Here is an 18,383-nt window from a genome sequence, read left to right as displayed (position 1 = left end):
CCAGGTAAAGCCTGGTCGCTGAAAGCACAACACCGCCGGATGGCGGTGTTGTGAGTGGCATCACGTCAGGAATTACTGCAGCAGGCTGGAAACCATGCTGGACATGCTGTTGGACTGCTTCAGCATGGTGATACCCGTTTGCATCAGTACCTGTTGCTGGGTCATGTTGGACGCTTCTGTCGCGTAGTCGGTATCCATAATGTTGCCGATCGCCACTTCAGTGTTGTCCTGCATGCTGGTCAGGTTAGCAGCGGTGTCGTTCAGACGGTTGATGGATGCACCCAGTTTGGACTGGATCTTAGACACGTCATCCATTGCAGTCTGGATAGTGCTGATCATATTGTTAGCAGCGCCCGCAGAAGCTGTTAGCTCGGTACCAGATGCACTCACGTTAGATGAGTTGTCAGAAGAGAAAGATTTGCTGACTTTATCCAGATCGTTGACCAGATCACCCAATTGCGAAGAAATATTTACGGTCATGGTGTCAGAAGATTCAGCGCCAACCTGGAAGGTCACTGAACTCTGGAACAGACCTGAAACCCCTGTGTTACTTGTGGCAGCCGTACCGAACAGGTTAGTGCCACCATAGGTGGTGTTCTGCAGCATATCGGACATCTGCTGACCCAGTTCGTCGTATTCGTCCTGCATCGCCTGTAGATCATCGCTGCTGTAAGTTCCGTTCGCAGCCTGGGTGGACAGGTCTTTCATACGGCCCAGTACGTCGGTCATTTCGTCAAACATGCTGTCCGCAGTCTGCAGCATCGCGGTTGCGTCCTGAATATTGCTCAGCGCAACGCCCATACCGCTGGACTGCGCGGTCAGGCGGCTGGCAATCTGTTTGCCCGCAGCGTCATCTGCTGATGAGTTAATACGGTTACCTGTCGCCAGACGTTCCATAGAAGTAGACAGTGATGCGCTGCTTTTGTTGATAGCATTTACAGCAGACATTGATGCGGTATTAGTATTAATCGATAACATGGTACTGCTCCTTGGGAATAATCGTTTTCGTTTCGATACTCAGTAAAAACGACCATCCGTTCGGAAAACTTAAAGCGCTACAAAAAATTTTTTCATGCCTCCTACAACTTCATCAGCAAGAGCTCACTCCTATTTTAGCTTTCCGTGCTTTAGCTCCAAAAAAGGCCTCACCCAAGGAAGAACTCACCTAAGGTTTAATTAAAAGATTATTAGAAATATCTCATCATGAGTTGATTGATTACGCATCTGAAGGGTTAACTTTATGATAAAGATAAGATTGTACTCAATCAAGAATGCATTAAAGTATCGTACTCAGGCTTTATTTTACATTTCGTTGCAAATAGCCTGTATTTTTATATTGTGAGTCTCGGACACTTTCGCTACATTTCAAATCCTTTTTTGGACAGTATAAAAAATACTCAATAGCGATTCGGCTACAGCTTCACAGCCAGAAAGACATTTCAATTTCTCCAGAATTTTAATGCACTGATTTTTAACGGTGTGACACCAGGGATATAAAATCTTGCACGGGTACACAAAACGATGAGTATCGTAGTCAACAACTGGCGGATGGATTCCTCGCTTAATGCGTTAATCCATTGTGAAACAGGTGAGATACGTCGCCTGGGCGAATACCATTTTATTCTGTTAGAGACATTAGCTAAAAATGCCGATGTGGTTTTATCTCGGTCGTATTTAATGAGCGCGGTATGGAAGAATCGTATCGTTGGTGGAAATAGCCTGCCGACAGCCATTCATGCCCTACGTGTTGCTATCGACGATGACGGCAAGCAGCAGGAAATTATAAAAACCATACCCAAAAAAGGGTATTTATTTAATAAAAACTACCTCACTGAAACTATTGACCTTAATGAAACTGTGGCTGATGACAGTACTATTGATGAAGCCGAGAAGCGTACCGAGGTTATTGAACCCCTTACACTTGTTGAAACGCTTCCGTCAACAACTCATGGGGAAATACCCTTACTTAACAGTCAACTATTGCCGAGAAGCCAGAGAAAAACTACCATCAGGCGGCATCCTTATCGCGCCGTTCTGATTACCTTACCCGTTATCGTTATCGCGCTGTCGTTGTTTATTTTAATCTCTTATTTTAAAGCACCATCTGTCACTAAAATGGAAGAAGCTCCACAACTGGTTAAAGAGACGCTTGAAAATGCCAACCGTGTTACCGTATATCAACTGTACGACTCAGGTGAGAATAAGAAATCGTCATCGTTTGTTTCACCGCATATTCTTCCCGGTATAGAGCAGCTCAACCCATTGTTGGTAAGCCATAATGCCTCGATGACCTTGTATTATCGGGTTTCACTGAACAAACTTGCCCTTGATATTGTGCTTAGTAATCAATGCAATGACAAATGGCAGTTAGCGCTGAGTTTTGATAACTGGCTAAATAAAGATAATGAAATGAATGGTATTTTAATTAAAGAAGTGGAGAAAATGTTAAATGAAATGCCAAAATGCAAATAATGTCTTTTTCCCTGGCCTGTCTGTTTTAACGCTATTTTTCACTTTTATCGCGCATGCCCATATTGAAAATACAGTTATTGCCAATTACGATCTTAATACTGGCAAAAACGTACATTATGAACTCATTACGAGTCCACTGAACAAAAACATGACCGTCACTCTCGTCCCGCTGGAGCAAAATAACAAAATGCCATCCACGTTTAAGATCGCATCGTGCATAAATCATTATGCAGGTTCATCTAAACAAGGGGAGTTTCACTTTAGTACCACCAAAACAGATCAAAACGATTCCCGGCTGGCTAATTTCGGGGTATTTGTCTCTGAACACAACCTGCATACGTGGTGGCTTCATTTAAACCCACAGCAAAATTTGCTTTTTACACGGGATGTTGGAGGTCTATTAATCACAGACCCCACTGTATTTAACTTCTCAACAAATGCATGTCAGCAGAATTAACTTAATAAACTACGGACAGTCTGGCTGGAAAGTCGGGCTTGTCCATTTACCGCCTGTGCTAATACCTGATAATTGTGATTAGCATGATCCAATACTCCCCCCAGTGATTCAGAGGCTTTTACCGCACTCTCTGCCTGTGGAAAACGCGCCATACCGTCAATCAGTTGCCGGCCCTTTTCCTGCTGGGCAGCCATTTGCGCACGTTGATCGCCAATAATATCCAACGCCTGCTGTAATCCGTCCGGAGTTCGGGTTCCGCCCTGTGCTATATACTGTTGAAGCTCCTCTGAACGTGAGGGATCGGCAAATGTTTTCAGCGGGGTAAACGCTGATGACTTCGCACCGACATCGCGTACGCTCAGGGTTTGTTGGAGCTGCGGCCACTGCTTTTCCGTGGTGGAGAACGTTAACGTGCCCTGCCGATCGTGCACCTGTACGCCGACGCGACGCAGCGCGTTGCTCATCATTATCTTGTACTGGCCTGGATCCATATCCTCACTCACCACCACCGCCGAGTGCTGCGTTTGCCGCCCGTCGGAAACACTAAACATACGCGAGCTTATGGCATTTGTTTGCAGCATCTGCGCCAGTTCAGGCGCGTGAAAGGTCACTCGCGCCTCGCCCTGCAAAACCGGACGCAGTTGCCTGTCCACCGCGCCGCCGGATAACGCCGTTCTTTTATCCAGCCACTGGGTAAGTTCGGCGCCCTTTTGCTGCTGCGTCTGCCCGCCACGGCGCGAGGCATGGCGATAATCCAGCAAATGCTGCTCCAGTTGTCCCAGATAGTGATCGGCCTGCTGCAGCGTGGTGAGCTGATCGTTAAGCTGCACGCTATAGCGCTGAGGCCGGGTGGTAATAAGCGGTGAGGCCGGGTAATCACTCGCCGTTGCGGGTAACTTTTGACGGACAGGGGCATTCTGCGCAACGGTATGCTGTTGCACAGAAGAATTAAGCGCTCCGCTACCGGAGAGTGATGTTGTATTTAAACCGACCTGCATACTATTCCTGAGCTACTGCTAACTGTTAAATCACACTGAAAAGGTTCAACTCACTCACTTTGGAGTAAGTTTTTAAGGTGGCTTCCATCGCCATTTCCAGACCAGTAAAGGTTATGGAAGCTGGGCCATAATCCAGATCGCTCAACTGGCTAATAAGCTGATCGTTGGACGTTGAGATATCCGTTTGAGCACCGCTTAGCATGGTCATCGTATTCTGCGTTTCACCAATGGTGGCGATAGAGGCATTGAGCTCATCAGAGGCCACGTCTACCGTGTCGATGGCATTCTGAATATCGCTTTGCACCTGCGGATCGGCGGGGTCTACCGATGGATCCTGCAGCTCTTTCGATAATGACGTTAAGGTGTTCAGCACGTCCAGGCTATCGCCGAAGAAGTCGCTGACGGCAACATTGGTATCAACCTCTACGCCATTGGAGACGGTGGTCTGGCGATGATCGTCGTTACCCTGATAGGTATAGCTGTCGGTCACCCCGTCGCCGTCCTCATCCACCGCGACAATCGGCGGCCGATCGTTCACCGTGCCGCCAAACACATAGTGCCCGTCTTCATCCTGGTAATTGAGCGCCGCCACCATCGCTTCGGTCATTGACTGGATATCCTGCCCCAGGCTGGATAATGACTCGGCGGTATTGGTGCCGTTCGCGGCTTCCAACAGATCGTCGCGAATCGCCAACAGATCGTTATTAACGCCATCGAGAATAGACTCCTGCTGGCTCATTCCTGCCGACGCGGAATCAATATTGGTTTGATATTGGTCGAGGGCCGATTGCTGGCGGTTAAGCTGGGTGATACGGGTTGCAGCGATAGGATCATCTGACGGCAACAGAATGCTTTTGCCCGTCGCCATTTGCGTAACGACGTGCGACAAATCGCTGGAAAGGTTATTAAAACTCTGCGTCATAGACACATAGGATTGTTGGGTAGACACTCGCATGATAATAGCCCTCCAGGTTAGCTACACATTTCCAGCACAGAATCGAAAATATCAGCACCTGTTGAGATGACTTTCAGGTTAGCCTCGTAAATCTGCTGGTAGGTAATAAGGTTGACCGCTTCTTCGTCCATGCTGACGCCGCTCACGCTGCTCTGTTGATTCTGTGCCTCGGAGTACACGTTGGCTGCGGCTTCGGCTTCCGTCTGGTTTTGCTGGCTGTAAATACCGATGTTACTGATGATCGATGAACAGGCTTCGCCCACGGTTACGCTGCCGAGACCTTCTATATCCAACGGTTCGGTCGAGATGTTGATTAGCGCCTGCAGGTTATCGCTGTTACCGCTTTCGTCTGGCGAGCTGGAAAATGCCAGTTCATCGGCGGTGATATCGGGATTGACCTCCAGCGGACCATCCGATGAGTTTTCGTCATAAATAAACAGCGGTTCGCCGGGATTCCCGTTCAGGTCATAGCCCTGCGCCAGCTGAGTGTTAACCGCATCGGCAAATTGCTCCGCCATGCTGTTAATCGTTCCCGTCAACGGCGTCAGTATTTCATTCTGATAATCAAACAACGCCCCCAGCGAACCGCCGGTATCGGTGCTCATGGATGAGGTGGTTCCGGCAAACGTCAGCGACATGCTTTGTGTGCCGTCGGCGTTGGTATCCAGTTCGATGGTGGAACTCTCCTGCCCGCTGACCAACGGCTGACCGTTTTGCAGCGTGACGTTATAGTTACCTTCATCATCGATATTGACCTGAACGTCCATGATACCGCTGAGTTGTTCGACCATCTGATCGCGGGCGTCGTACAGCGCCGAGGCGTTATCACCGTTGGCTTCAGCTTCCGCAATTTGCTGATTATAACTGGCAATACCGGTAGTCAGGGTGTTCACCTGCGCCACCATCGCCTGCTCCTGGCTGACGATCTCGCTGCTTTGCGAGTCGATATAATCGAGGGTGTTATCCACGCGCAGCGCCAGCGCGCCGGACTCGCTAATCACCTGCTCACGCAGGGCGGAATCATCCGGGCTGGTGGTGGCTTCGTTTAGCGCGGCAAAAAAGTTATCAAAACCCCCGCTCAGGCTGCTGTTATCATCGCTGAGGACGGTTTCCAACTGTGTTAAATATTCTTGCTGGGTGTTGTAATAGCCATAATCGCTGGCGGCATACCAGACCTGGTTAACCTGATACTGGTTTGAGACCCGGCGAATACTGTCAACCTGCACACCGTTACCCGCGCTGTTCGCCGAACCAGAACTGGCGCCAATGGTACTGGTGATGGCAACCTGCCGGGTGTAACCGTCGGTCATGGCGTTGGCGGTGTTTTGCGCCGTTACGTTAAGCTCCACTTGCGCAGTCGATGCGCCGCTGTAGCCAATGTTAATCATGTCCATCAAAGCGTCCTCGCCGGTCAGTTACCCGGTCTGTCATTAACAACCTTGCCGATTAAGAGCGGCGAAAAAACCGCAGTTCTTAAGCCGCCGCGCAATCTTTATCCTTTGTGATGAGGGGAGAGTTGTTTGACGATCATCTCCGCAATGCCAATGCCGTGCTGTTGGGCAAGACTGTTGCACAGCTGATCATCATAAAATCCCTGCATCATGCGTACCGAGTCGCTGTTAAACGGGTTATCTTTTGAATCGAATATCTCATTGGTTTTACGCATCTCTTTCAGCATGTTGCGTAAGAAGATGGCTTCGAACTGCTGGGCCGCTTTCTGCAAATCGTTATCTTTGATTTTGGGGCCCATTAACGCATCGCTGCCGTCAATCCCCCCGCTATGATTCACCTTAATATCGGCCATTAAATCACCTCCAGATCGGCATCCAGCGCCCCGGCTTCATGCAGGGCCTGTAAAATAGACATAATGTCGTCTGGCGTGGCTCCCAGGCTGTTGAGCGCATTAACCAACGTTTTCAGACTGCTGGATTCAGGCAGCGTAATCATCCCCGGACGGGCATGATTCACCGAAATATTACTTTGCGGCGTCACCGCCGTACGGCCACCGGCAAAAGCGTTCGGCTGGCTGACGTTGCTGCTTTCATTGATGGAGACCGTCAGACTGCCATGCGATACCGCCGCCGCATGCAGGGTGATACCATCGCCCATAACGACCGTACCGGTACGCGAGTTAAACACCACCCGTGCCCGGACTTTTTCCGCCTGCACCTGGACGTCATCTAACTGAGACATAAAGGCAACGCGCGCCCCGGGGCTGGTTGGCGCGCGGACGATAACGTTGGTTGAGCTTTGTGCCGTCGCAATGCCGCCAAACGACGCGTTGATCGCCGCCGCAATATTATTGGCATCTTTGAAAGAAGGACGTTTCAGGTTAAGCGTGATGGTATCGCCCATCTGGAAATCGCTGGGAATTTCACGCTCTACCGACGCGCCGTTCGGTATCAGCCCGGCGGTGGGGGTATTCACGGTGACGCTGGAGCCGCTGGCCCCGGTCGCGTTCATCCCGCCGACCACCACGCTCCCTTGCGCAAGGGCGTAAACCTCCCCATCCGCGCCGTGTAATTGGGTGAGTAATAATGTACCGCCGCGCAGGCTTTTGGCATCGCCAATCGACGAGACCGTGACGTCAATGGTCTGCCCACGCGAGTACATGGGCGGCAACGTCGCGCTGACCGCCACCGCCGCAACGTTCTTCACCTTCGGATCGATTTTGCCCGGCAGTTGTACGCCAAACTGGCGCAGCATGTTGGTAATAGTCTGGTTGGTAAATTTGACCTGGTTTTTATCCCCGGTTCCATCCAGACCGACCACCAGACTGTAGCCGACGAGTTGGTTTTCCCTGACCCCCTGGACATTAACCAGCGACTCCAGAGATTGCGCCTGCACCGCGCCAGGTAGCGCCAGGCTCAGGGCGATAACGATGCCGTTTAACGCCTTCATCCAGCGCCCGCTTAAGTGTTGCATATCAAAATCCTGCATTAGATCGGGAAGAGAGGATGGTTAAACAGACGCGTCAGCCAGCCCGCCGCATTGGCATCGCTCAAGGCGCCACGACCCGCATAGGAGATACGCGCATCGGCAATACGCTGCGATGAGACGGAGTTGTCGTTCTGAATGTCATCGGCGCGCACCAGACCGCTCAGGCGAATGTACTCATCGCCCTGGTTAAGGGTGAGCCATTTTTCACCGCGAATTTCCAGGATACCGTTCGATTGTACCGAGTGTACCGACACCGTAATTTCACCGCGCAAACTGTTCTGCTGCTGCGAGGTCGCCGTCCCGTTGAAGTCACGATTAGCATCCACGGAAGCGGAAAGGTTATCTTTGGTATGTCCGAACAGCGTCGGCGCGCCGATATCAACGGTATTGTTCTTACCGAAATTGGTTTTCGCCTGTTTGCTCGACTGGGTGGATTCTTCCAGCATCACGGTCAGGATATCCCCCACCCGATAGGCGCGGCGGTCCGCCGTCAGCGACCAGTTATACCCAGTTTCAAACACGCCACCCGCACGACCATCCGCCGTTGGCGGCGCTTCCGTTTTGGGAGGAGCAAAGAATTCGTCATTTTTTTTGACCAGTAGGGCCTGCGATTCGCACCCGCTTAACAGGGGAAGCAGCACCATCAGCCAGAGATAATTTTTCACGTTCTGCCTATTTCTGCCGGATGGCGCTGAACCATCCGGCATTTCACATTCTTGAGTTACAGTGTCTGACTAATAAACTGCAGCATATCGTCTGCCGCAGAGACCATTTTGGCGTTCATCTCATAGGCGCGCTGTACGGTGATCATCGCCACCATTTCGTTGACGATGTCCACGTTCGAGCCTTCCAGTGCTTTATCCTGTAACGTTCCCAGGCCATCTTCCCCCGGAATACCTTCCGTCGGTTGGCCACTGGCCGCTGTTTCCAGGTACAGGTTGTCGCCTTCGGCTGAAAGCCCGGCCGGGTTGGCGAAATTCACCAGCGTTAGCTGCCCCAGTTCAGTAGGGTCACTGTCGCCGGGCAGGATTGCCGTCACGGTGCCATCAGGCGAAAAAGCGACTTGGGTGGCCCCTGCTGGTACATCAATTTCTGGCTGTAGCGGCAATCCCTGGGCGTTAGTTAGCACGCCGTCGGCATTAACCTGCATATTGCCGTCACGGGTATACGCAATATCTCCGTTCGCCTTTTGCACCTGCCAGAATCCCTGCCCCATGATGGCCACGTTCATCGTATTGTCGGTGGTTTCTACATTCCCTTCGGTGAAGGTTTTTTGTGTTCCCACAATACGAACACCGCTACCGAACTGCATACCGGTCGGCATAATGTTGTTTTGATCGAGCATGGCGCCCGGCGCTTCCTGAGTCTGATAAAACAGATCCTGGAACATCACGCGGTCGCGCTTAAAGCCCGTGGTATTGACGTTGGCGATGTTGTTAGCAATCGCACTCATCTCAGCATCCTGCGCCGACAGGCCGGTTTTACTGATCCATAACGCTGCGTTCATAAAACTTTATCCCTGATTAAAGGCTACGACTCAGGAGCCGCGTAGCAGTCTGTTGCCTGAGTCGCTGAGATCTTCAGCCGTTTTCATCATCTTGATTTGCGCTTCAAACTGGCGGTTCATCGCAATGGACGACATCATTTCGCTCACCGCAGACACGTTACTGCCTTCCAGAAAGCCGCCGCTCACTTTGATGTTCTCATCGCGCTGTGCCGGTACGCCGTCCGCCGTCACCAGCATCCCCTCGCTATTTTTCGCCAGGTTGGCGACCGGAATATCCACCAGCTTCAGGCGATCGATATCCATCGTGGCAGTGACATCGCCATCGTCAGGTGTGACGGAGAGCGTGCCGTCGCTGCCGAAAGAGGCAATCGCGTTTGGCGGTAAAATAATCGGGCCGTTATCCCCGAGCACCACGTTACCGTCGATGGTCAGTTGCCCCTGATCGTCCTGCTGAATATTGCCGTTACGGGTGTAGACCTCGTTTCCCGCTTTATCCTGCACGGCGATATAGCCGGATCCCTGAATAGCAACATCAAGTGGACGTTCGGTTTTTTCCGCCACGCCGGTGCTGTCATTGACGCCGCTGGGACTTTCCTTCGCCATAAAACGCGTGTCGAAGCCACCGCCCTTCACTTTGTCATTGCTCGCCATCGCCATATCCGCACGAAAACCATTGGTGTTGACGTTGGCAAGGTTATTGGCGCTAATCTGCTGCTCCAGTAGCGTCTGGGTGGCGCCGCTCAACGCGGTATAAATCAACCGATCCATTTCTTAGCCTTACATCGCCTGGAAGAGAGCCTGATCCAGCTGCGTACTGGTGGAAATCACCTTGGTGTTCGCCTGGTAGTTACGCTGGGCGGTCATGAGATTGACCAGCTCGTTGGTGATATCCACGTTGGAGCTTTCGAGCATGCCGGAGGAGAGCGTGCCGCAAGAGCCGGAGCCTGGCGTGCCAATCAGCGGCGTACCGGATTCGCCCGTCTGCACCCAGGCAGTACCGCTTACCGCTTCCAGCCCGTTCTCATCCGGGAAGGTCGCGAGCACCACCTGCCCTTGCAGCATGCGTTCGCCGTTGCTGTAGGTGGCGTAAACTTTACCGTCGTCATCAACCTGCACGCCGTTTTGCGTCGCGGAGGCATAACCAGTCGCGGAGTTGGTGGTGACCGAGAAATCAGAGCCGTACTGAGTACAGTCGGAGTAGTCAATGGTCATTGAAATCGGTGCGGCTTCATCAGTAGTGAACGTGATGGTTTGCGGCGTTGTTGGCGATGTCAGCTTGCCGGTATTCGGATCGAAGGTCAGCGTGGTCGGCGGTACGCCACTTTGCGCTTCGCCATCAAAGGTGTACTGCACTTCCCATGTGTTATCCCCGGTTTTAGTAAAGTACTGGCTAACCGAGTGCTCATTACCCAGCGAGTCATACACGGTGGTGGTGTAGCTGTCGGTGTAGGTATCGCTGTTATTCGCGTCAAACGGTACGCTGGCGCGATCGATCGCTTCATCGCTGGCGTCAAAGTTTGCCGTGAAGGTCATGCTGTCGGTGGCCTGCGCCGGGATGTTGCCGGTTTTAATCTGGATATCAGTGACGGTACCAGTTTGCAACGTGCCGCTGTCATCAACCGGATAACCTTGCAGGTAATCACCGGACGCATTGACGATATAACCGTTTTTATCCGTCACAAAAGAACCGGCGCGGGTATAGGATATGTTCCCTGCGCTGTCGCACATGACGAAAAAGCCATCATCGTTAATGGCCAAATCCAGCGCATTGCCGGTTGATACCATCGAACCACCGGTGGAGATACTTTGTGCGGAACCTGCCACGCTCACCCCCATCGCCTGTGTCCCGGCGTACATGGCGGAGAACTGGGTGGTCATTGATTTATAACCGACCGTCCCGGAGTTAGCGATATTGTTACTGATACCGTCCAGTTGTTCGTTGACGGCGTTTAGCCCCGTCGCTGCAATTTCATAACTCATTGTTTCTTCCTGTAATGTAAACTAAATCAGAGCACTGTATTGCTGTCGGCGTTATCGCTGCCGTCGTTAGTATCTGGCGGCGTGGTGTCATCAGTGCTATCCGGTACGCCAAACTGGGTGATCATGGTGAATGGCACTTCGCCAACGCCGTCAACGTTAAGCACCGGCGTGCTGCCATCGAGCGGAATACGCACATCTTCCACCTTGCCCGTCACCTCAATCGGCACTTCCTCTTCTCCGGTATTGGTCACCACAGATACGCTGTAATCGCCCGGCGGGATGCCGTAATCCGCAGGATTGATGTCGAAGTCCACCTGGCCGGGTCCGACGGAGGTTTCACCTTCCGGGATCAGCGACACGGTGTAGTCATCACCCGCTTCATCGGTAAAGTGCAAATCCACATCGGTACAGCTGTCATCCAGCGTGACGCGCCCCTGAATCTCCTTGCTGTTATCTTCGATATCCAGCGAGGTGGTTTGCACCATGATGTCGTCGCCGACCATATTCCCCAGCGCCATCACCTGAATGTTGCTCATCAGCACGGCGTTGGTGTTGGCCTGGACGCTCATCTCTTCCATCATGGCGACCTGCGCCATTGAGGAGAGCTGATCGATATAGGCCGTAGGATCGGTGGGATCGGTTGGATCCTGGTTTTCGATTTCCGCCACAAACAGCGTTAAAAAGGTGTCGACCGCCGAGGTGTCGGTGGACGTTGTCGTTGTTGGGGTGCTGCTGGTGTCGCTGGTATCCGTCGTTGACGACGTCGTAGAAGAACTACTGTCTCCCAGATTGGTGCTTTGCGCCGTTGCGCCGACGTTATTTTCAGCAACGGCCGTCGTCTTCTCCTGAGAAGAAGCCAGCGCCTGAGATTGGGCATACAGAGCCAGGGTATTCATTACACTTCTCCCAGTTTGAGTAAGCTTTGCTGCATACTTTTGACGTTATTCAGCACATCAACGTCGGTTTCAAAATCACGTGACGCGGACATCATGTCAGCCATTTGCTCGACCACGTTGACGTCCGGGTACCAGACAAAACCGTTCTGGTCCGCCATTGGGTGATGCGGCTCATAACGTTTCACCGCCCCGCCGCTTTGCATGACGTCCTGTACCTGTACGCTGGCGCCATCAATGGCGTGACGGTTATGTCCACCTATCAGGCTATTGTTGTAAACCGCGGCAAAAACCGGGCTGCGCGCCTTATAGGCCTGCGCCTCGCTGCTGGCAGGAGATTCCGCATTCGCCATGTTGCTGGCGACGGTATTCAGACGGATGGTTTGCGCCGTCATCGCCGAGCCGGAAATCTGGTAAATATCAGTAAACGACATGGTTATTTTCCTTCAATGGCCTCTTTGATACCGCTAAGTTGCAGGTTCAAAAAGGTCAGACTGCTTTGATAATCCATACTATTTTGTGAAAACCGGGCCTGCTCGGTATTCAGCTCTACGGTATTGCCATCCTCTGAAGGCTGCATCGGCACCCGGTACTTCACGTCCACCTCGGGTGGAACATTTGTGCGACTTGCCCGTTGCATCTCAGCGGCAAAATCAATATCTTTGGCTTTGAAATTTGGTGTATCGACGTTTGCCAGATTCGCAGTCAGTAGCTCGGTCCTCTCAAGACGTAACTTCACTGCCAGCGGATGTACACCCAATGCCTGCTGAAAACTGATTCCCATTTCTTGCATCACTCCTGCGTAGATATCGCTGCTATTAGCAATATGTATGCCAACTTTTAAGTGATTGATGAGAAATGACTTTATGAAAACACCTCCTCACAGAAGGAAGCCTTCTTTCCGCTTTGCCGTGGAAATGATGCTGGCTATATGCTGTGTCTTACCCGTACATGCCGCCGTCCGCCCCATTCAGCACAGCGCCCGGGAACAGATCAACGCGCGGGTTCTCGATGCCGCCAGTCATGAAATTGACGCGCTGGCGCGCAAACAGCAGTGGCAGGACTATCGCTACACGTTCAATATCTATATCCCCTCAGCCGTGAGTACCAGCGCGCTATGCGCGTCGACGCCACAGATCACCTCCAGTACTTCCCCGGAGATGGCCTTGTCACGAATGAACTTTGTGGTGACCTGCCCGGGCAATGCGGGCTGGAAATATAACGTTGCAGTGCGCCCCGACGTGTCGGTGCCAGTAGTGATGCCAAAGTCGTTGATTACCCGAGATACGGTGATTACGGCCGACGACCTGCAGCTTAAAAAATTCAATATCAGCAACCAGCGGGAAGGGTTGATGACAAATATGGATGAAGCGATTGGTCTCACCAGCAAGCGCGCCCTACAACCGGGTAAGCCGATTACCCGTAGCGAGCTGGTTCAGCCTGTATTGGTGAAACGCGACCAGCCGGTAATGATCGTCTCCCATACGGCCGGGATTACCGCCTCGATGCCGGGCGTGGCATTGAAAAATGGTCGTAAAGGGGATGTGATAAAAGTTCGCAACAGCAGCAGCCAGCGGATCATTAGCGGTGTGGTGGATGATACCGGCGTGGTCACCACGCTGGCGGCGGAGTAGTGAGGGGGATTTTTTGTGATGGGATTAAAGTTTTCCTCTATTGCCGTCGCTTTTAGCCAATAACAGATAACCAACCCAACGAAATATGTACGAGGTTGCTATGAAAATTACCCCAACTCTGCCAGGCAATCGTCCTGCATCGACAACCGAACAGGCGCGTGCAGACAAGAGCAGCGTGCAGACGAGCACATCCAGCTCAGCGGCGCTTTCCGCCGATGATATTACTCAGGCGGGATTGCAAACGGCGCAGCAAACGCTGAACAATGATACGCAAAGTGACGTTGATTACGACAAAGTGGCGCAAATGCAGGCCATGCTGGCCTCAGGCGATTTGCAGATTGATACCGATCAATTGGCTGGGGACATGCTCAGCTTTTTCCAGAAATAAGAGGCTAAAACAGTGAGTACCAGGCTACAGCAGGTGAAAACTCTGCTTCAGGGCATCCGCGAGGACGGGACGCGGTATGACGCTCTCAGACACCAGTTGGAACAACAACGTCTGTGTATGATCCGTCGCGACAGCGACGAGCTGCTGGCTGTCAATGAACTTATTCAACAGCATTATGAGCAGTTGCAAAACAGTAGCCAACAGCGCCGCTCGATCCTGCAACTGCTGGGCGTAAGCGTCAATCGTGCAGGGATAGAGCAGGTCTTTAGCTGGTTGCCGGGCGTGCAGAAAACTGCCGCAGAGGGCTGGTGGCAAAGCCTTGAGCAAAAAGCGAAATGCTGCAAGATGTACAACGAAAAAAATGGCGATCTGCTGATCCGTCAGTATGAGTTTATTCAGGCTTTTTTAGGCACTGAGCCAGATTTTATTTACCAGCGCTAAAACTTCCTTCCCTGACGCGGAAACCGACTTTCCGCGCCTCACCTAACTAATTGATATAAATATAATTAAAATTCAGGCATGGATATTGCACTGTTATAGTCAGATTTTGAACATTGGGATTACTGAGAACAAATTATGAGTATGATTGATTGTTATGAACCCGACTTTGTCCGGTTGTTTTTATCCCACCACCCGGATTCCGCTTTACTGGTCAACATGCGCTGGAAAACGGAAGTTCGTCAGAGTCTGAACTTAACCGATCCGGCCAGCTGTCAGGCTGCATTAGGCGATCCCAATGCCTTTGTCCTGCATACGTCAAAATGCGCAGCTGACCTGGACAGCCCGGCGTTATCCGCACGCGATCAGGTCTTGAATCAATCCGCTCTGAATACCATCACCCTTCCAGGTTTGTCGCCGGAACTGCGCCTGTATGCGCTGGGCATCATGCTCTCTTTTTCCGAGAAATGCCCTGGCAGTAGCGATGCCACGCTGGAAAAGCTGGCCTCGCTATCACAAGTGCTGGCTGAACATGCAGAAAGTGGAAAACTGCAGGAGCAATTCGCACAACTGCCCAGCCTGCCCCAGTTGCAGCGGGAAATGATCACCCAAATGGGCAACTGTGATTTCAATTGGGAGCTGTTGCCGGAAAGTGCGCGTAAGCTGACCTTGCCCCTGCAGGTCAGCCTGCTGATGCTGCAGGATGCCAACAGTGAAGCCTTGCTCCAGCAGCAGTTGCAGGAGCAGTGGTTAATGACATGGGATCGCTATTTCGCGCAGGAGAGCTGGATTTTCAGTAACTACCTGATTTATCGCTTGTATCACGACACTTTCCCGCAACACGACGATGAAAGCCCGCTCCAGCGTTTCTTCTGGCTGGTCGCCGATGTCTTTATGATTCGCACACTCTTTTGCCTGTGGACAATGGACGATTCCACATTAAGCCACGACGAAATTTATGCCCTTTTCGCGCTGTTTGAAGCCTGGCGTAATAGCGAGAATGCCAACTCGCTGCGCCAGCATATTCTGAACATACTGCCCGGAGACCCTCTGCTCTCGGCGTTTTCCCTGATTACACGTTAGTGCCTGTTGACCGGGTGAATGCCCGGTCCTTTTTCGAATCACGAACACACATCACTATGCCTGAAACCTCTAAAGCTCGTTCCGCCCTGACCGGCATTGTCAAAACGCTGGATACTGGCCGTGAAAAGCCATTTGTCAGCGTTGTCACTCCCACGTGGAACCGCGCCGCTTTCTTACCCTATTTACTGTACATGTACCGGTATCAGGATTACCCAGCCGACCACCGGGAGCTGGTGATCCTCGATGATTCCCCGCAAAGCCATCAGTCGATCATCGACAGGCTGACGCAAAACCACCCTGAGAAATTTAATATTCGCTATATCTATCACCCGGAAAAGCTCGACCTGGGCAGAAAACGCAATATGCTCAATGAGCTGGCGTTAGGTGAATATATTTTGTGTATGGATGATGATGATTATTATCCATCAGATAAAATCTCTTACACCATTGAGATGATGCAGCGCCACCGGGCGTTGATTTCGGGTTCCGATCAGATCCCCATCTGGTATAGCCATATCAACCGCTTGTTTAAAAGCCGCAGCTTTGGCCCGCAAAACATTCTCAACGGCACCTTTTGCTACCATCGCAATTATTTGAAAAAGCACCGTTACGATGATGAATGTAACTTAGGCGAAGAAGAAGGATTCACCAATCAATTCACGGTGAATCCACTACAATTGCCGGGCGAGCGCACCATTATTTGTATCTCGCATAGCCAAAATACGTTCGATAAAGACTTTGTATTGGGAAGCAGCGAGCCGCAGGAAACCTCGCTGGCACAGGCGGTTACCGACCCGATGCTAAAAAACTGGTATCAAAGTCTGCATAACGCCACGCATCATCAGCCGATCCACTGGGATTACATTGATCAGGTGGTGATCGTGAATCTGGATTCTCGTCCGGATCGTTTAGCGCACATCCAGCAAGAGCTGACGTTTCTTAATTTCCCTGCGGAAAAGGTTACCCGGCTGGCCGCATCAGTAGCAACCAATGGCCAGATTGGTCGCCGTCAATCCCATATGCAGGCGCTACAGCTGGCGCAGCGTAAGGGCTGGAAAAACTACCTGTTATTTGAAGATGACAGCGTGATCCTCAAACAGGAAAAGCATATTCGTGTACTTAACTCGCTCCTGAGCGCGTTACCTAATTTTCCGTGGGAAGTGGTTATCCTCGGCGGAGAAATTAAACAAGGCAGCGAACTGAAAAGCCTGCAGGGTATGATCCATGCCCGCGACTGCAATAAAGTTTGCGCCTATCTGGTAAACAGCCGCTATTACCCGACGCTGGCTCAGCAAATGGAGCATGACCTCTCAGACACCCTCGAAGAGCAATGGCAGCCGCTGCTACGTGAAGGAAAATGGCTCTCGTGTTATCCGAGCATTTGTTATCAACGCCCGGGATATAGCGATATCGAGAAGAAAGAAACCGATAACATCGGCTACTACTTCAATAAAATTAATAAAAAACCCGAGACCGTCAACGCGCTGGTAAGCAACTCGCTACCTTCGACTTCCACTCATCTCGATGCCATTGGCTTCTATATGGAAACGTCGCTGCATTACGCGGTGTACCGCCCCATTATTCGCGCGCTGCAGGCGATGGGCCATACTTGCTCGTTGTTGGTAAGTGACAAAATACACAAGTCGTTTCTGGATGAAATGACGGCAACGATTAAAACCATTAACGACCCCGCGCTGGGCGGAACACGCCTTTCTACGGTCATTGAGCAACGCCAGCGTTTCAAATGCCTGGTCAGCCCTTACTATACGCCGTTGCTAAACGGACTGGCGGATACCCATGTGCGTGCCATGTATGGCCTGGCGAAAGAAGAGTGGAACCATGCCTGGTGGAACGCTTTTTATCATCGCATCCTGTGCTACAGCCACTATAGCCAGCACGCGCTTGATATTGGCGGCAGTGCAAAAGTGGTCGGCAATCCGCGCTTCGATGAGTGGCACAACCACACTTTTGATAACACGCTGCCAAAAAGCCTGAAACTCAATGCGAAAAAACAGACCATTCTGTATGCGCCAACCTATGGTGCGCTAAGCTCCCTCCCCCATTGGGCGGAACAGCTCAGCCGGTTAAGCCATGAATATAATATCGTCACTAAATTGCATCATGGCACCCGGCACAGACCGGAAGAAGCCGCCTCTCTGGCGCTGGCGCAGCGCTATTTAAAAAACAGAATTGACGATCCGCAGCACCTGCTGGCGCTTATTGCGCAGGCGGATTACGTCCTGACAGACAGCAGCGGCTTTATTTTTGATGCTATTCATATGAATAAACGCATCATTTTGCTGAGCTGGCCCAACATGAATTCGTTGCTCGATGGTCAGCAAAGTTTCTCCACTCCTGACAGCGCAGATCAACGTATCCGGGACATTCTCCCTGTTGCTGATGATATGCAAACACTGCGTGCTGCGTTATCCGATACGTTTGACTGGGCTGCGCTGGAAGTGTCATTGACTGAGATTCGCCAGCACTATTGCGATGCGTTTATGGATGGCCGAGCGGGTGAGCGAGCGGCGCAGGTAATCGCTAAAACGATTTGTCCGGAAGATGTTACGGATCAAAATGTCTTATTACACAGCCTACAGAAAAAATTATTCAATTTAACATCTAACTGACATCATAA

At 51.5% G+C, this 18,383-nt stretch carries 20 protein-coding genes; 7 read left to right on the top strand and 13 right to left on the bottom strand.

The genetic code is table 11. From position 1 onward, the window contains the following. Nucleotides 1–72 precede the first annotated feature (72 nt). Nucleotides 73–978, bottom strand: coding sequence for a lateral flagellin LafA (gene lafA / locus FDX14_RS06925; RefSeq protein WP_042310403.1), 906 nt, complete (start codon nt 976–978; stop codon nt 73–75). Between the two features lie 543 nt (nt 979–1,521). Here lafA and FDX14_RS06920 point away from each other — a divergent pair. Beyond that, complete coding sequence (locus FDX14_RS06920; RefSeq protein ID WP_061383074.1) at nt 1,522–2,472, top strand: transcriptional regulator; 951 nt, start codon at nt 1,522–1,524, stop codon at nt 2,470–2,472. Next, a complete protein-coding gene (locus FDX14_RS06915; protein ID WP_079225392.1) occupies nt 2,450–2,929 on the top strand; it encodes a hypothetical protein in 480 nt (159 codons plus the stop codon). The genes FDX14_RS06920 and FDX14_RS06915 overlap by 23 nt, the downstream gene beginning before the upstream one ends. On the opposite strand, the gene FDX14_RS06910 is transcribed toward FDX14_RS06915, so the two are convergent. The 12 genes from FDX14_RS06910 to flgB form a co-directional block, all read right to left on the bottom strand. Continuing rightward, on the bottom strand, nt 2,926–3,927 hold the full coding sequence (locus FDX14_RS06910) for a hypothetical protein (RefSeq protein WP_042310407.1): 1,002 nt from the start codon (nt 3,925–3,927) through the stop codon (nt 2,926–2,928). The two genes, FDX14_RS06915 and FDX14_RS06910, sit on opposite strands and share 4 nt — an antisense overlap. A 25-nt stretch (nt 3,928–3,952) precedes the next feature. Beyond that, a complete protein-coding gene (flgL, locus tag FDX14_RS06905; protein ID WP_042310408.1) occupies nt 3,953–4,882 on the bottom strand; it encodes a flagellar hook-associated protein FlgL in 930 nt (309 codons plus the stop codon). A 17-nt stretch (nt 4,883–4,899) separates the two neighbouring features. Next, entirely contained in the window at nt 4,900–6,276 is a 1,377-nt protein-coding gene (gene flgK / locus FDX14_RS06900) for a flagellar hook-associated protein FlgK (protein ID WP_042310409.1), read from the bottom strand. A 98-nt stretch (nt 6,277–6,374) separates the two neighbouring features. Next, a complete protein-coding gene (locus tag FDX14_RS06895; protein WP_094301070.1) occupies nt 6,375–6,677 on the bottom strand; it encodes a rod-binding protein in 303 nt (100 codons plus the stop codon). Between the two features lie 8 nt (nt 6,678–6,685). Continuing rightward, entirely contained in the window at nt 6,686–7,807 is a 1,122-nt protein-coding gene (locus tag FDX14_RS06890) for a flagellar basal body P-ring protein FlgI (RefSeq protein WP_137349257.1), read from the bottom strand. Between the two features lie 14 nt (nt 7,808–7,821). After that, the gene (flgH, locus tag FDX14_RS06885) at nt 7,822–8,487 is read right to left on the bottom strand and encodes a flagellar basal body L-ring protein FlgH (RefSeq protein ID WP_038643004.1); all 666 of its coding nucleotides are present in this window, start codon (nt 8,485–8,487) and stop codon (nt 7,822–7,824) included. Nucleotides 8,488–8,543: 56 nt separating this feature from the next. Further along, complete coding sequence (flgG, locus tag FDX14_RS06880; RefSeq protein WP_042310416.1) at nt 8,544–9,329, bottom strand: flagellar basal-body rod protein FlgG; 786 nt, start codon at nt 9,327–9,329, stop codon at nt 8,544–8,546. Nucleotides 9,330–9,359: 30 nt separating this feature from the next. Next, nucleotides 9,360–10,097, bottom strand: a complete 738-nt coding sequence (locus FDX14_RS06875) for a flagellar basal body rod protein FlgF (protein WP_042310418.1) — start codon at nt 10,095–10,097, stop codon at nt 9,360–9,362. Between the two features lie 9 nt (nt 10,098–10,106). Beyond that, nucleotides 10,107–11,309: a flagellar hook protein FlgE gene (gene flgE, locus FDX14_RS06870; protein WP_137349256.1), complete on the bottom strand. Its 1,203-nt coding sequence runs from the start codon at nt 11,307–11,309 to the stop codon at nt 10,107–10,109. 26 nt (nt 11,310–11,335) lie between these two features. After that, the gene (locus FDX14_RS06865) at nt 11,336–12,205 is read right to left on the bottom strand and encodes a flagellar hook capping FlgD N-terminal domain-containing protein (RefSeq protein WP_061383076.1); all 870 of its coding nucleotides are present in this window, start codon (nt 12,203–12,205) and stop codon (nt 11,336–11,338) included. Further along, nucleotides 12,205–12,636, bottom strand: coding sequence for a flagellar basal body rod protein FlgC (flgC, locus tag FDX14_RS06860; protein ID WP_006685942.1), 432 nt, complete (start codon nt 12,634–12,636; stop codon nt 12,205–12,207). The genes FDX14_RS06865 and flgC overlap by 1 nt, the downstream gene beginning before the upstream one ends. Nucleotides 12,637–12,638: 2 nt before the next feature. After that, nucleotides 12,639–12,986, bottom strand: coding sequence for a flagellar biosynthesis protein FlgB (gene flgB / locus FDX14_RS06855; protein ID WP_042310529.1), 348 nt, complete (start codon nt 12,984–12,986; stop codon nt 12,639–12,641). An 82-nt stretch (nt 12,987–13,068) separates the two neighbouring features. On the opposite strand from flgB, the gene flgA reads away from it, so the two are divergent. The 5 genes from flgA to FDX14_RS06830 all read left to right on the top strand — a co-directional run bounded on the left by flgA (nt 13,069) and on the right by FDX14_RS06830 (nt 18,375). Next, entirely contained in the window at nt 13,069–13,836 is a 768-nt protein-coding gene (gene flgA, locus FDX14_RS06850; RefSeq protein ID WP_077949333.1) for a flagellar basal body P-ring formation chaperone FlgA, read from the top strand. Nucleotides 13,837–13,936: 100 nt separating this feature from the next. After that, nucleotides 13,937–14,224 (top strand): flagellar biosynthesis anti-sigma factor FlgM, encoded by a 288-nt coding sequence (gene flgM / locus FDX14_RS06845; RefSeq protein WP_061383079.1) that lies wholly within the window; start codon nt 13,937–13,939, stop codon nt 14,222–14,224. A 12-nt stretch (nt 14,225–14,236) separates the two neighbouring features. Continuing rightward, nucleotides 14,237–14,665: a flagellar protein FlgN gene (flgN, locus tag FDX14_RS06840; protein WP_061383080.1), complete on the top strand. Its 429-nt coding sequence runs from the start codon at nt 14,237–14,239 to the stop codon at nt 14,663–14,665. Nucleotides 14,666–14,800: 135 nt separating this feature from the next. Beyond that, complete coding sequence (locus FDX14_RS06835) at nt 14,801–15,745, top strand: lysine-N-methylase (RefSeq protein ID WP_137349255.1); 945 nt, start codon at nt 14,801–14,803, stop codon at nt 15,743–15,745. 56 nt (nt 15,746–15,801) lie between these two features. After that, the gene (locus FDX14_RS06830; protein WP_137349254.1) at nt 15,802–18,375 is read left to right on the top strand and encodes a glycosyltransferase; all 2,574 of its coding nucleotides are present in this window, start codon (nt 15,802–15,804) and stop codon (nt 18,373–18,375) included. Nucleotides 18,376–18,383: the final 8 nt, after the last annotated feature.

The organism is Citrobacter sp. wls710, from assembly GCF_005281115.1.
Taxonomy (GTDB): Bacteria; Pseudomonadota; Gammaproteobacteria; order Enterobacterales; family Enterobacteriaceae; genus Citrobacter; species Citrobacter werkmanii.
Note: the sequence above shows the minus strand (reverse complement) of the source record. Positions and strands in the feature narration are given on the sequence as shown.

What these genes read in the sequence shown, in the direction of transcription:
- lafA (WP_042310403.1), bottom strand. Translation starts at nt 978, where the DNA reads ATGTTATCGATTAATACTAATACCGCATCAATGTCTGCTGTAAATGCT.
- FDX14_RS06920 (WP_061383074.1), top strand. Translation starts at nt 1,522, where the DNA reads ATGAGTATCGTAGTCAACAACTGGCGGATGGATTCCTCGCTTAATGCG.
- FDX14_RS06915 (WP_079225392.1), top strand. Translation starts at nt 2,450, where the DNA reads ATGAAATGCCAAAATGCAAATAATGTCTTTTTCCCTGGCCTGTCTGTT.
- FDX14_RS06910 (WP_042310407.1), bottom strand. Translation starts at nt 3,927, where the DNA reads ATGCAGGTCGGTTTAAATACAACATCACTCTCCGGTAGCGGAGCGCTT.
- flgL (WP_042310408.1), bottom strand. Translation starts at nt 4,882, where the DNA reads ATGCGAGTGTCTACCCAACAATCCTATGTGTCTATGACGCAGAGTTTT.
- flgK (WP_042310409.1), bottom strand. Translation starts at nt 6,276, where the DNA reads ATGGACATGATTAACATTGGCTACAGCGGCGCATCGACTGCGCAAGTG.
- FDX14_RS06890 (WP_137349257.1), bottom strand. Translation starts at nt 7,807, where the DNA reads ATGCAACACTTAAGCGGGCGCTGGATGAAGGCGTTAAACGGCATCGTT.
- flgG (WP_042310416.1), bottom strand. Translation starts at nt 9,329, where the DNA reads ATGAACGCAGCGTTATGGATCAGTAAAACCGGCCTGTCGGCGCAGGAT.
- FDX14_RS06875 (WP_042310418.1), bottom strand. Translation starts at nt 10,097, where the DNA reads ATGGATCGGTTGATTTATACCGCGTTGAGCGGCGCCACCCAGACGCTA.
- flgE (WP_137349256.1), bottom strand. Translation starts at nt 11,309, where the DNA reads ATGAGTTATGAAATTGCAGCGACGGGGCTAAACGCCGTCAACGAACAA.
- FDX14_RS06865 (WP_061383076.1), bottom strand. Translation starts at nt 12,205, where the DNA reads ATGAATACCCTGGCTCTGTATGCCCAATCTCAGGCGCTGGCTTCTTCT.
- flgC (WP_006685942.1), bottom strand. Translation starts at nt 12,636, where the DNA reads ATGTCGTTTACTGATATTTACCAGATTTCCGGCTCGGCGATGACGGCG.
- flgB (WP_042310529.1), bottom strand. Translation starts at nt 12,986, where the DNA reads ATGGGAATCAGTTTTCAGCAGGCATTGGGTGTACATCCGCTGGCAGTG.
- flgA (WP_077949333.1), top strand. Translation starts at nt 13,069, where the DNA reads ATGAAAACACCTCCTCACAGAAGGAAGCCTTCTTTCCGCTTTGCCGTG.
- flgM (WP_061383079.1), top strand. Translation starts at nt 13,937, where the DNA reads ATGAAAATTACCCCAACTCTGCCAGGCAATCGTCCTGCATCGACAACC.
- FDX14_RS06835 (WP_137349255.1), top strand. Translation starts at nt 14,801, where the DNA reads ATGAGTATGATTGATTGTTATGAACCCGACTTTGTCCGGTTGTTTTTA.
- FDX14_RS06830 (WP_137349254.1), top strand. Translation starts at nt 15,802, where the DNA reads ATGCCTGAAACCTCTAAAGCTCGTTCCGCCCTGACCGGCATTGTCAAA.